This window comes from Saprospira grandis DSM 2844, from assembly GCF_000275825.1.
Classification (GTDB): Bacteria; Bacteroidota; Bacteroidia; order Chitinophagales; family Saprospiraceae; genus Saprospira; species Saprospira grandis_A.
The window spans coordinates 3756330-3769710 of sequence record NZ_JH719942.1; the positions used below are offsets into that span (position 1 = coordinate 3756330).

Below are 13381 nucleotides of genomic sequence, written 5' to 3' on the forward strand. Positions count from 1 at the left end.
AGGGCTTTGGGGCCTCCCGCAGCAAGCTGCGGGCGCTACGTTCGGCAGCTCGCTATTCGCTCGGCCCTGCGGCGCTTGCAGCGCCTGGGTCTGCGGCTGCGCCGCACTGCCTACCATCGCTAGGCCGCCTAGGGGCGCCTAGGGCCAAGGCCCTAGGCTTCTCAGTTTTATGGACCTAAAACAGCTTTTTGCTCCTAAAGAAGAGGACCAAAATAATAGAAATAAGCACCGCAATGCCCATTAAGGCCCAAAAGGCATTGGGATGCTGCATCATGGGCAAACTGACGTTCATCCCATAAAAACTGGCCACCAAGGTAGGCACCATCAACACAATGGTAATGACGGTGAGCCGCTTCATGACTTCATTCAAATTATTAGAAATCATAGAGGCTAGGGCCTCCATGGTGCCCCCCAAAATATTGGAGTAAATATGGGCCATCTCCAAGGCTTGGCGGTTATCAATGAGGATGTCCTCAAAGAGGTCTTCTTTTTCCTCATCGCCCCGAATACCCAAAAAATTGGTCCGCTGGATCTTACTCATCAACTGATTGATGGTGGTGAGCTCGGTAACAAAATAAACCAACGACTTTTCTAAATTGAGCAACTTCTTGAGGTCCCGATTTTTAGAAGATTCATAAACCTCTTGCTCCACCACATTTCTACGGACGTTAATATCTTTGAGGCAGCGCAAATAGGCATAGACGTTTTGTTCCAAAATTTGCAAAACAAATAAGGAGGGGTCCATAGGATCAAAGTCCTTGACCTTTTGGCCCAAAAAGCTCTGCAAGACCGAGTTTTCATAAGAAGAAATGCTAATAAAATAGTCGGGGGTCCAGATCAGGCCCATGGGCACCGTAATATAAAGGGTGCGCTCTTCGGTGCTATGGTCATTGAGCACTGGCGTATTTAAGATAATGAGCTTGGCCTCATCGCTAAACTCGAAACGGGTCCGTTCATCAATATCCAAAGGGTCGGTCAGATAATCGAGGTCTAGCTCTAGCTCTTCGGCTAGGGCTTCTATGCTGGCAATATTGAAGGGCGGCGAAATATTGACCCAGCAGGGGGCCTGCATTTCGTTGAGCTCTTGCAATTTTCGGTCTTCTAGGCGGTAATAACGAATCATTTGGTCACATTTTTCAGAAGCTCCAAACTTACAATAAACTTTAGGCTCTAGCTTATTTACCCATTACTTTTTAAACAAGTTTTAAGGAAAAGCCCAAATTTTTAAATACATAGAATAGTTTGTACTTTTAGCTAGTTGTTTTCTTTGCTTAGGCGGCCAAGCCGCCGCCAAGGCGCACAGCGCCTCGGCTGAGGGATGGACAGCAGTGGCCGAAGGCCAGACCCAGCTTTTTTGAGCAAAGCGAAAAAAGCGCAGGGCCGAGCGAATAGCGAGCTGTGAAACAGCCCGACCCGAGCCGAAGGCGAGGGGCAGCCCCAAAAAAGAATCAAAAAAAATCAGTAAAAAAAAGATAGATGTCAAAAAGTTGGATGTTTTTGCTCCTACTGCTTGCGGGTGGTTTGAGCGCACAAAAAAAAATGAGTTTGGAAGTGGAGCTAGCCGCTGATTGTGAGCTAGAAAATTTGCAGCTCTTTCAGTGGACCGGCACGCAGGTGGAGCCTTTTAGTGCGATGGAGCTGACGAGCTCGAAATCGGCCAAACGCTATAGTTATACTGGGGCTTTGGAGGAAGGAAACTATTATTTGGGGACCTCGCTCAACCAGATGCGGCCGCTTTATTTGGGCAATGAAAAAAAGGTAATTTTGACGGGCGTCTGTGAAGATATTAACGCCTATGAAATAAAAAAATCGAAGACGAATCAGGCTTTTGTGGCCATGTTGGATAGTATTCAGGGGCAAACTTCTAGTTTTTTCGCCCTAATTTCGGCTTACAAGCAAAACGTAAATGAGCCCAAAGTGCTAGCGGATTTGGATAAAAAGCTGGAGGCTTTGGATTATCGCCGCAAGTCATATTTGCTGGAATTGAAGAAGGAGCAGCCCGAATTGGCTAAAATTGTGGGCTTGTATACCTATTTGTCTTATCAGAATAATAAAAGTTCGGCGGAGCAAAGAGAGGGCGATTATTTGGCCCAAACTTATTTTCAGTTTACGGACCTTTCTGATGGGACCTTCAAGCGGATTCCCTTCTTTTATGAGGCGATTAAAAGCTATGCGACTAATGTGAGTCGGGTGGGCTTATCGGCGGAAGAAGTGCAGGCTTATTTGGACAAAACTTTGGATGCGGTGGGGCAGGAGAGTCCTCATCATCAATCGGCTTTGTTGGGCGTGGCCTTTGGCTTGTTGTCGGCTCAGCAAAAAGAATTATTTGTGCAATATGCCGAGCGTTACCAGAAAATTCATGGCGGAAAATCGGAAGTATTGGATAATTTTATTCAGCAGCAGATCATTCAGGTTCGTGGAGCGGCTCCTATTGGTGGTTTGGCGCCTGATTTTGAGGTAGCTACGCCAGAGGGCAAAATGCTCAAGTTATCGGATTTGCGCGGCAAAGTGCTATTGGTTGATTTTTGGGCCAGTTGGTGTGGTCCTTGTCGCCGCGAGAACCCGAATGTGCGCAAAGTTTATGAAAAATATAAAGACCAGGGCTTTGAAATTTTGGGCGTTTCCTTGGATAATAATCGGGATCGTTGGCTCAAGGCCATTGAAAAAGATCAGTTGACTTGGCATCATGTTTCTGATTTGAAGGGCTGGAGTTCTGGACCGGCAAAACTATATGGCGTTCGGGGCATTCCCTTTACCCTTTTATTGGATGCAGAGGGCCGAGTATTGGCCAAAAATTTAAGAGGGCCAGCATTGGAAGCGAAGTTGGCTGAACTTTTTGAAAAAAAATAGGATGTTTCAATTTTCAAATTTAATTCCGCTCCCCTTAGCCGAAAAAGATTTATCGAGCTCTGAAGTTTGGGGTTGTGATTGGGCCCTAGCCGAGGGCACTGCTTATTTTTTGGAGGCGCCATCGGGGAGAGGCAAAACCACATTTCAGCATTTGCTCTATGGTTTGCGTCAGGATTATAGCGGTCAGATTTCATGGAAAGGCCAAGATATTCGACAATTTTCTGCGGAAGATTGGGCCGTTTTGCGGCAAAAGGAATTGGCCATTATTTTTCAGGATTTGCGTTTGTTTCCCCAGCTCAGCATGGCCGAAAACCTCATCCTCAAGCAGGAATTGAATCCCGCCATGGATCTGGACCAACTCAAAGCTGCTGCTGAAGAACTGGACATGATGGAGCATTGGGATCGGCCCACGGGCCTCTTATCTTATGGGCAAAAGCAGCGGATTGCGATCATTCGTGCGCTCAGTCAGCCGTTTTCTCTTTTGTTGATGGATGAACCCTTTGCGCATTTGGATCAAGAAAATATTCGCCGGGCTTGCCAACTGATTCAGCGCCGTTGCGAGGAAGAAAAGGCCAGCTTTTTAATTGCCAGTTTGGGCGACGATTATTTTTTGAACTACGACAAAACCATTCGCCTTTAGGGGCTTGCGGCAGGAGAACAAAAGTTTTTCTGCCGCTTTTTTAAGCCAAGAAAATGAACTATTTAGATATAGAAAATTGGAACCGAAAAGAACTTTTTGATCATTTTCGGAAATTTCAGGACCCCAGTTTTGCGCTAACGGTAGAGATGGACCTGACAAAAACCTATGCAAGGAGCAAGGCCGAAAAGCAATCCATTTTTTTGTTGTATTTGCATGCTTGTCTGCGCGCCATCAATCAAATAGAGCCCTTAAAATATCGGATAGAAGGCGATCGGGTCCGAATTTACGAGCGCATAGATGTTTCGGCCACCATTGCTCGGCCCGATCAGAGTTTTGGTTTTTCTTATGTGGAGTATACAGAGGATTTTTCGCTTTTTTCGCAGCGTTTTCGTTTAGAAAAAGAGCGGATATTTAATTCGCGCAATTTATTTCCGCCTCGGAGCAGTTTGGGTTGCATTTATTGTTCTGCTGTTCCTTGGCTGCATTTCAAGGCGCATAAAGAGCCCTTTATGGGCGACAAAGACATGAGTGTTCCGCATTTATCTTTTGGTAAAATTTTGCTGCGGGGCGAAAAAATGATCATGCCCTTGGCCATCAGCGTCAATCATGCTTTGCTCGATGGCTATCATATTGGGCAATTTATAGAGCGCTTTCAATTATTTTTGGATCAGTAATTTTTGGGGCCTCCGCAGCTTTGCTGCGGCGCTACGCTTTGGGGCTCGCTGTTCGCCCGACCCAAGCGAAGCGCAGGGGCAGCCCCAAAAAAAACAGAAAAAAATAAAATATTCTAGATAGGCTGGACAGCTACTTCCTTTTTTGTGAAAAAGAAAGGCAAAACTTGCTTTTTTTGGTTTGGAAAGTTAATTTGGGGGAACCTAAAGACAAAATAGATAAATCGTGCGAAAAAATATTTATACATAATATAATTGGGCTAGTCGAAGTATGTGCTTCGGCCAGCCCTTTTTTTGTAGCAAAAACTAAAAGCTTATGCACAGAATCACTTTTGAATGCGAGACCATTACGCCCATGTTTATGGCTGGGGCCGATGGAAAAACGCCAGAGCTTCGAGCGCCAAGTATAAAAGGGGCGCTGCGGTTTTGGTGGCGCGCACTTAATGGGCATTTGGAGTTGGAGGAGTTGAAGGAGAGGGAAAAAGCTTTGTTTGGATCTACAGCTGGAAAATCTGCTTTTTTGCTAAGAGCTAGTTTGATAGGAGACGAAAAAATAGCAAGTTATAAAATGTTGCCTCATCGAGAGCGGTCTTTTAGAGCGGAAGCCTTTTCGCCTAGGCAGAAATTTACCGTGACGATTTCGGCTAGGGATGAAAAAGTGTTTTCTTCTATCAAGAAGGTTTTTTTATTTCTGTCTATAGCAGGAGGATTAGGAAAGCGAGCAAGAAGAGGGTTTGGGAGTTTTTTTGTGGAAAATCAAGGTTATTCACTTTTAACATTAGAAGATGTTTGGGGAATCTGTTTTTCAGATGCAGAATGGGAGCAAGAATTTACTTTTAATAGAAATTATGCAGAGGAGATTGTGAAAAAAAATAAAGGCAAAGCGGCTTATGGCTTTTTGAAAAAGATTACATTTGGTTTTCCGGACCGCTTAGCATTGAAAAAAATAGGTCAGAGCACACATGACTTAAAACATGAATACAAATGGGATTATGCTAACATAATGGGCAGCGGAAAACCTCGTTTTGCTTCTCCTATGTATACTTCTGTAAGTAAGGAATTTGCCCCTGTGATTACGGAATTGGCTTGTTTTCCTGAAAGAGGGACTGTAGATTTATATTTAAAGAGAGAAGTATTTGATAACTACAGAAAGGATGTACTTTAAAAGCAGTTTAGGTTAATGGAAGAATTTAAAATAGAGTTGAAATTAAAGGAGTTGCAAATTCAGGGATTTCGTCCTTTTGAAGAAAAGATACTATTGCCATTTCAGCCAGACATAACAGTTATTGTAGGAAATAATGCTTCGGGGAAAACATCTATATTAGATGTTTTAGCCAATTTGTTGAAAGCTGTACCTAATATGTTAAATAATAATAGGTTGGACCAGCATGTACTTTTGGGTGCAGAAGACATCAACTATAATATAAAGCCTCGGGAGTCGGTAAGTCAGCTTAGCTTAATTGCTGCTTATCCTGAGGTGAATTTTGAGGAAGAAGAAGAGTTGATCAATCAAGAAGAGGAGATATCTTTTGAATTGAGGTTGAATCCGAGTCAATCTGTAAGAGAGCAAAAAATAAGGCTGACATCATCTGATGAGGACACCGCTAATGGGGACACCGCCTTAGGGGATAGTTACCCTATATTTCAGCGGGCAAAAGCTGAAAAAAAGAAAGTTTCCTTGCCTATTTTGGCTTATTATGCCGCTAGGCGTTTAGATCGGGCGGTAGATTCGCAAAAGGGAAACATTCTAAATATAGATGTATTTGCAAATTTCAGAAATGATGAGCTTAGTCAGGATTCTTTTGATTTAGAGCGTTTGCGAAGTTGGTTAAATTATTTAGAGCAAAGGCAGCTCAAGCAACAATATGAGACAGAAGAAAAAGAGAGGGAAGAGGAGGTTTGGAAAAATATTCAGCAAGTAGTTATTGATTTTCTTTCTGGTAATGGAGTGGTCTATGAGGGGGTAGAGACAATTTACAATACAAAATATCCTAATGGTACCTTAGCTGTAAAAACGAATAAGGGGTCTAGATCTATACAACAACTTTCTTCAGGAGAAAAAAATATACTTTTATTAGTCATTGATATAGCAAGGCAGCTAGTCATTGCCAATCCAGATGCAACAAATCCTTTACAAGAGGGAACTGGAATTGTTCTGATTGATGAAGTTGATTTGCATTTGCATCCAGCCTGGCAAGAACAGTTGTTTGATAAGTTGAAAAAATGTTTTCCAAAATTGCAGTTTGTCGTGAGTACACATAGTCCTCATGTAGTGCGTCATTTGAAAAAAGAAAATTTAGTCATCATTGAGCAAGAGGAAGATGGGCCACTTTTACTGCAAGTAGGTAAAAAGTATATAGAAGAGCGATCAGTAGAATCAATTTTAGCAGAGGTATTTAAAATTTCTTTAGAAGGTAAGCATGATACTAAAGTGAGAGACTTTTATGACTTATTGGCGGAGGGAGATTTAGAGAAAGCGAAAGAACTGCTTTCTGAGTTAGAGAAATTTTGGGGAGAAGATGATCAGCAGATAAAAGCAACCACTGCGGCCTATGATTTAGAAATGAAATGGCTAGAAGATGATGAGGAGGAATAAGTTGGAATGAACAAAAAAACACAAAGATTTTATGCAAGCGATAAACAAAAAACGAGCTCATGAGCCGACTTCTTTAAGGCTGTATCGAGAGACAACAGATGCAGCCTCTTATACAGGATTACCTTCAGACGTTAAAAGAAAAATAAAGGATGTTCTTCTAAAAAGTGAGCAATTTTATTTATGTGCTTATTGTCTAGGAAAGATAGAGGTGTCAAGCGCTACGATCGAGCATTACTCAGCGCAAAATGGGGAAGAAGAAAATAGCGAAGAGGAAGACTTAAGCTATATGAATATGTTGGCTGTTTGTGCTGGAAACTGTAAAAATAAACAGTCGAAAATAGAGCAACACTGCGATAAGGCTAGAGGAAATAAAACACTTCAATTTATAGACCCTAGAGAAAAAAGTAAATCGGAAGCTATATTGACCTATAGCTCAGATGGAAGAATTCTACCTAACAAGAGGAAAGTAGTTGATGAAGAGCTTCGATCAAAAATAGAAGAAGACCTGAAAGCGCTTAATTTAAATGCAGCTTGTTTGGTTTCCTCTCGCCAAAGTGCGAAAGAAGCAGCCCAAAGGTATCTAGATGCTGAGGCAAAAAAAGAAGAATGGTCCGTTCGGGATATAGAAAAAGCAATTGAGAAATGGGAAACCTTAAAAAAAGGCGCTAAACCTGCGCATTACTTATATGTAGTACTTTACCTAAAGAAAAAGCTAAAAGCCGCTAGAAGACGGTAAACCATAGATTTTTTACAAAAACTAAAAGCTTATGCACAGAATCACTTTTGAATGCGAGACCATTACGCCCATGTTTATGGCTGGGGCCGATGGAAAAACGCCAGAGCTTCGAGCGCCAAGTATAAAAGGGGCGTTGCGGTTTTGGTGGCGCGCACTTAATGGGCATTTGGAGTTGGAAGAGTTGAAGGAGAGGGAGGGGGAGATTTTTGGGAATACAGAGCAGCGTAGTAAAGTGTTGTTGAGGGTGCGGGAGGTGGATGTCATATATTCAAATACTACCTTTTTAGCTAGTATAGGGCGAAAAGCTCATGATATAAAGTATTTGGCCTATGGAGTAGAAGACCATTATTATATAGAAGAAGGTAGTCGCTTTGAAGTAGTGGTTTCGTGTAAAAATTATGAAATTATAGAAAAGCATATAAAACCAGCTTTTAGTGCATTAGTAGCATTTGGAGGTTTGGGAGCAAAAGGCCGTAACGGTTTTGGTTCTATAAAAGCATCAAATGTAGATGATATCGATACAGTGTTAAGGTATTCTGCATTTAAACAAGAAATACAGGCAAGATATACTGCACTTTCATCAAAAGTAAAAGTTTTTGAAGGGGTTTACTCGGTACGCAGTTGGGAGGTAGGAATATCTGATTTGAAATTTATTTATGCAGATAATGGGAAGAAAAAGATCTATCCAAAAAAGAATAGAGCCTATATTGCTGCGCCGTATCCTAATGTGGAAACTCCAGAGAGGCATGCAAAGCTTTTTTTTATGAGTTTCTTTGAGGTAAAGGGTGAGATCTATTATAGAATTACATTTATTCCATATCAATATTTGAGTGGATACCCATTAGGCAATAAAGTGTCTTATGATAGTATCTTTAAGACTTGGACTCAGGTGATTTATGATGAAGGAAGTGGAATGAATGATAACATTTATAATTCGTCTGATCAAGATGATTTTTTACTAAAAAAAAGAGAACATAATGACAACCACTAAACACCTATTCATATTTACCATTGGCCCAGTGCAGTCTTTTATTTCTAAGGCAAGAAAAACTCAGGACCTGTATGTTGGGAGTAGAATGCTTTCTGACCTTATTGGTCAGGCGATGAAAAAGCTTGAAGGTTTAGAACCTAAGGTTGAATTTGTTTTTCCAAATAAGGAAGTAGCATCTAAATCAAATAAGGAAGTAGCATCTAAATCAAATAAGGAAGTAGCATCTAACCCTAATCGTTTTGTCGCAGAATTAAGTAGGGATTCCACTGTTGACTGGCAAAGTCATTTTGAAGAATTACAGAAGCATATTTTTGACTACTTAAAAAAAGATGTAACTGGAGGTATATCTTTCCCTGCTAGTTGGTTTGCTCAGATAGAAGATTATTTTACTTGCTATTATAGTAGCCTTCAATATACTGATGATACAGAATTTATTGCTGCCTTGAGTGACTTAGAGCGTCAACTAGCGGAGCGAAAAAATATTAGAGATTTTGCTTTCTTTGAAGAACAGGGGCGCAAATGCATGATCGACGGAGAATATAATGTGAAAATTTATCGTAAAAACGATAAGGAAGAAAATGCGAGTGATGATGAAAAACTTCGTAAGAAAAAATATCTTTTTGATGCTGACATCCTCATTTTAGGGGCGAATGAAAAGAGCAGTGTAAACTACAGAGCTCTAAAAAAGGGAGAGGGTTTATCTGCTATATCTTTTTTGAAAAGACTTTATGCAGAAAAAGAGGAAAAGGATATAGCCTTATTTCCTTCTATTGCTGAAATTGCATTACGACCAACCATAGAGTCGGTAATGGATGAAGTAGAATCTAAAGCGATAGAGTTAGCACTTTTAGACTGTAAGTATAAGCTTGGTATACCCTTAAAAAGAGAGCATTTAAACAAAGGTAGTAAGAAATATGACGCTTGGGATTTATACTATGAAGATAACTGGACCAAAAAGCATTTTGAAGAAAATGGTTTGGACTTATCTGCCTTAGATAAAAGTAATCTTGTCATTGAAAAACGGGATGAGCTCCTCCAACTTATTAAGGATAATTCAAAAACGCTAGCCAAATATTACGCTATAGTATTTTTTGATGCTGATGATATGGGTAAAAAGCTTCAAGCTGCGGAAAGTAAAGAAGATTACCAGCGATTATCGAATCGCTTGGCAAATTTTGCTCAAAAAGCGAGGAAGATTACCGATGAGAATGCTTGGGGAAGAACTGTTTATGCTGGAGGAGACGATTTTGTTGGTTTTTTTAATTTGAACTATGTCTTTTCGCGGCTAAAACGCTTGAGAGTAGAATTTGACCGGATTGTCAATAGAGGAGAGGACATGGGCGAAAAGGAAAAAAAAGAATACCAGCTCACTTTTTCTGCGGGATTGGCAGTAGGACATTATAAAACACCTTTAGGAATTGTTTTGAATGAGGCCAGAGGAATGGAGCGTAGAGCAAAATCCGTTGAGGGAAAAAATGCGATTGCGATTGCTGTTCTAAAACGATCAGGAGAGATTCATGAAACGGTATGGCCTTGGTCTTTTGAAAATGATGGACAAGAATACTGGCCTATAGAATTTTTAGATGAGCTTACTTCTATCTATAAGGCGGAAGAATTGTCCAAACGGTTTAATCAAAAACTTGCAGAACAGTTCAGGTCTTTAGTTGACACAAATGGGAAACTAAAAGATGAATTACAAGATGTGCTTAAGCGCAATTTGCAAAAGCGATGGGAGCGTCAACTAAATGTAAAGGAAGAAACGACTGAAGACAAGCGATCTAACTGGAAAGTACTTTATAAACTACATGAAGAAACACATAGAAAAAACTATGGAGGCTTTCAAAATTTCATGTCGTTTATTGATATCGCTGAATTTATTTCTAGAGAACTAAACCGCAAATAAATAAGAACTATGGATAATATTTTTGAAGTGACAATAACTCCTTTAGATACCGTTTTCTTTAGGGATGCCAAACCTTTTACGATGGGGGATGACAGTTGGGGGAATGGACTTTTTCCACCAGCACCTTCTGTTTTATATGGAGCGATTCGTTCTGCTTATTTATATCAACATCCTCATATCTTAGAAGAAAAATTAGTCGATACAGATCAAGATCCTTCTAAAAGCATAGAAGTAATTGGGATTAACTTGAATTATGAGAATAGTGACTTATTTCCACTTCCTTTAGATTTGGTTCAAGATAAGAATAGAATTGAAGTAGTTAGATCTAATGAAGTAGATCGCAAGAGGAAGAAAAAGAGGTACTTAAATGCTAAGCTTTTAGATAGGGGCTCTTTAGAAGAGAACTTTAGGGGGCTTAAAGTAGGCAATATATTAACAGGTGGCGTGGATAAAGACGTCGAGAGAATTGTAAATGGTCTTATAGACTTGGAATCTTTAGAAGACTACTATTGCTATGGTGCTTCCGAAATGAAGGAAGGTGTTGATGTATACACTTTAGACCAATTTCTTTTTGAAGAACCTAAAATAGGTAATCAAAGTGCAAGAACACTTGAACGAGAAGAAGATCGAGCATTATATCGAGTTGGTTTTAAGCGAATGCATAAAAAGTTAAGCTTTAAGCTGCAAGTAAAAGCGAAAGAGGACTTTTTGCTGCTTGACAAAAGTTTTGTTCGTTTAGGGGGCGAGGGGAAACTAGCTAAAATTAAAGTTGAAAAACCAGAGGAAGAAGAAGCTCTAGATTTAGATGAGGCAGAGTTTAAAATATTGCTGACCAGTCCAGCTTTTTTTGATAACGGCTGGTTCTCTCAAGAATTAGCAGATGCAGGCTTTGAGCTAATCACTGCAGCTGTTGGTAATCCGGTAGCTATAGGTGGATTTGATTTGGCAAAAAAATGTCCTAAGCCACTAAGGAAGGCTGTTCCTGCAGGATCTGTTTATTACTATAGGGGAAGTTCAGCCGCAGCAATCAAAGATTTCTTTCATGGAAGAAAGTCACTTTGTACTGCAAAAAGTGATCAAAAGCAAGGCTATGGTTTGTTTAAGTTGGCAAAAATTTAAATCATGGAACTACACATAATAAGTACAGTAGGTGTTTCTCTGTTTACGAATTTAATTAAATTTAAGAGTTTAGTTAAAGAAAGTAATAGTGGGGAATTTGAAAAATGTCTTAATAAGATAACTTGTTATAGAGATAATGAAAAAACTAAGTTGAAAAGATGGAGTCAATATGTAGAAACCCCTTTAAAGGAGATAGGCTGGCTTAAAACTTATAGCAAGGAAGTCATAGAAGGAATAAAGGCTAAAAATTGGAAGAAAAGCAATAAAGTCAATACGGATGCATCCGCAGAAATTCAGTCTATCATCAAAATCATTGAAGAGACTAAGCTTGAAAAGGGGGCTAAAGTAAAGTTGTACTTTGTTGCAACAGATACAGCAGAAGGTTGTTCTGCAGCTCGTATTGTAGCCCATTTTTTTAGTTCAGGCATTTATAAAGAAGGTGCAGCGGCTAAAGAAGTAGAGATAGAAGTAGTTGGTTGTAAGCTGTTGGAAGAAAATCTAAAAATTGCTGATAGAATAAAGGAAATGAGAAACTACCTGTCAGCAGATTATCAGTCTGAGATAGACGATCAAGCTTTTGCTGTGGCTGGTTTACAGGTGAAAAACCTAAAAGAATTTCAAGAAAAAGGGCTTTATAATTTGCTGGAAGTTATTGGTATTTTGAGTGAGCAAGCTTCATCGAAAAAAGACCAGCTAGTCCTAAATATTTCTGGGGGCTATAAAGCAATGATTCCAGTAATGACTGTTTTTGCACAGATTTTATCTGTTCCCATTAAGTATATTTATGAGGAAAGTGATGAACTCTTTACCCTAGAGCAGTTTCCGATTGATTATGATTGGGATTTGATTATGGAGTACTCTCATTTTATTAAAGAATTTAATGCATTAACGAAAGCTATACAGTTAAAAGAAGAGGACCAAATAAAAGAATGTACTGAAGAAGAGAAAGAAACAAAGGAAGTTATAAGTTTGAAGGAGATGAGGGTTAGGTCATCTGAAAAATTAAAAACAAGATTTATTGTTAGAGCAGTAGATGGTGAATATCAACTCACTTATTTAGGCAAATACTTGAAAAAGTATTTAAGCAATGATAAAGGATTTTATAAAGCAGATATATTAGGAAAAATTGCAGAACATTTGATAGGGGCTTATTTTAATAAAAAAACTAAACCTGATAAAGAACATCAGTACACGATCCTAAATCCAACTCCATTTTTTGAAGAGTACAATTTTTTATGGGATAAAGAAAGAGATATATTAAGTCTTTACAGTGATAAGGATAAAGAAACCTTATCTACTACTGAAAAGAATATTTGTAGATCTGTAAATGATGTAGATTTGGAGCTGATTAGATGTACGGGTAATGAGGAGGCTGAGTGGTGTCTCTCAGAAATAAAAACTATTCAGGCCTTTCAAAATGCTCTGTCTGAAAAGAACTTTAATAAGACAAAGTCACAGTATAAAGCGAGGATTTTAACACAGATAGGGCTTTGGGAGAAAAAATTGAAGACTGCGAGCTTTAATTTACCTGTTAATGATAAAAAATGGGGTAGAGTAAGTTCTTTGGGTTTTAGGATTGTTTTTTTAGACTTTAAGTTTAAAGAATTTACTTTATATAGTTTTCCATTTGTGAAAAAAGGAGTTGATGAAAAAGCAAAGGGGATTGTCGAGTATTTGAGTACTGATGAACAAATTCAAAAAGAGTTGGAAAGATTAAATATTTCTTTATCTATTGATGTTTGGATGTGTGTTTCTAAAGTGGAAAAGGGTAGTGATGGAAAACTTAAATGGGCTGAGGCTCTTCTAAATCCAGGAAAAGGGATTCAGTGGAAGTTAATACAAGAAAGTTTTGTGAAAAATCTAAAATAAAACAAT

Annotated in this window: 11 protein-coding genes; 10 read left to right on the forward strand and 1 reads right to left on the reverse strand. The window is 39.3% G+C overall.

What is annotated here, in order from left to right; all coding sequences use genetic code 11:
• Positions 1-175: 175 nt before the first annotated feature.
• The gene (locus tag SAPGRDRAFT_RS16760; protein ID WP_002660482.1) at positions 176-1123 is read right to left on the reverse strand and encodes a magnesium transporter CorA family protein; all 948 of its coding nucleotides are present in this window, start codon (positions 1121-1123) and stop codon (positions 176-178) included.
• 353 nt (positions 1124-1476) lie between these two features.
• Here SAPGRDRAFT_RS16760 and SAPGRDRAFT_RS16770 point away from each other — a divergent pair, with 353 nt between their 5' ends.
• The 10 genes from SAPGRDRAFT_RS16770 (at position 1477) to SAPGRDRAFT_RS16815 (ending at position 13375) form a co-directional block, all read left to right on the forward strand.
• Positions 1477-2850, forward strand: coding sequence for a peroxiredoxin family protein (locus tag SAPGRDRAFT_RS16770; RefSeq protein ID WP_002660483.1), 1374 nt, complete (start codon positions 1477-1479; stop codon positions 2848-2850).
• 1 nt (position 2851) lies between these two features.
• Complete coding sequence (locus SAPGRDRAFT_RS16775) at positions 2852-3490, forward strand: ABC transporter ATP-binding protein (protein WP_002660485.1); 639 nt, start codon at positions 2852-2854, stop codon at positions 3488-3490.
• 53 nt (positions 3491-3543) lie between these two features.
• The gene (locus SAPGRDRAFT_RS16780) at positions 3544-4164 is read left to right on the forward strand and encodes a CatA-like O-acetyltransferase (protein ID WP_002660487.1); all 621 of its coding nucleotides are present in this window, start codon (positions 3544-3546) and stop codon (positions 4162-4164) included.
• Positions 4165-4477: 313 nt separating this feature from the next.
• Complete coding sequence (gene cmr1, locus SAPGRDRAFT_RS16785; RefSeq protein WP_002660488.1) at positions 4478-5326, forward strand: type III-B CRISPR module RAMP protein Cmr1; 849 nt, start codon at positions 4478-4480, stop codon at positions 5324-5326.
• A gap of 15 nt (positions 5327-5341) precedes the next feature.
• Complete coding sequence (locus tag SAPGRDRAFT_RS16790; RefSeq protein WP_002660490.1) at positions 5342-6757, forward strand: AAA family ATPase; 1416 nt, start codon at positions 5342-5344, stop codon at positions 6755-6757.
• Between the two features lie 31 nt (positions 6758-6788).
• Entirely contained in the window at positions 6789-7493 is a 705-nt protein-coding gene (locus tag SAPGRDRAFT_RS16795) for a retron system putative HNH endonuclease (protein WP_002660492.1), read from the forward strand.
• Between the two features lie 31 nt (positions 7494-7524).
• Entirely contained in the window at positions 7525-8484 is a 960-nt protein-coding gene (gene cmr1, locus SAPGRDRAFT_RS16800) for a type III-B CRISPR module RAMP protein Cmr1 (protein ID WP_002660493.1), read from the forward strand.
• Positions 8471-10387, forward strand: coding sequence for a type III-B CRISPR-associated protein Cas10/Cmr2 (gene cas10, locus SAPGRDRAFT_RS16805; protein WP_002660495.1), 1917 nt, complete (start codon positions 8471-8473; stop codon positions 10385-10387). Before cmr1 (SAPGRDRAFT_RS16800) ends, cas10 begins: the two co-directional genes overlap by 14 nt.
• Before the next feature lie 9 nt (positions 10388-10396).
• The gene (gene cmr3 / locus SAPGRDRAFT_RS16810; protein WP_002660496.1) at positions 10397-11506 is read left to right on the forward strand and encodes a type III-B CRISPR module-associated protein Cmr3; all 1110 of its coding nucleotides are present in this window, start codon (positions 10397-10399) and stop codon (positions 11504-11506) included.
• 3 nt (positions 11507-11509) lie between these two features.
• The gene (locus SAPGRDRAFT_RS16815) at positions 11510-13375 is read left to right on the forward strand and encodes a CRISPR-associated protein (protein ID WP_002660498.1); all 1866 of its coding nucleotides are present in this window, start codon (positions 11510-11512) and stop codon (positions 13373-13375) included.
• Positions 13376-13381 lie beyond the last annotated feature (6 nt).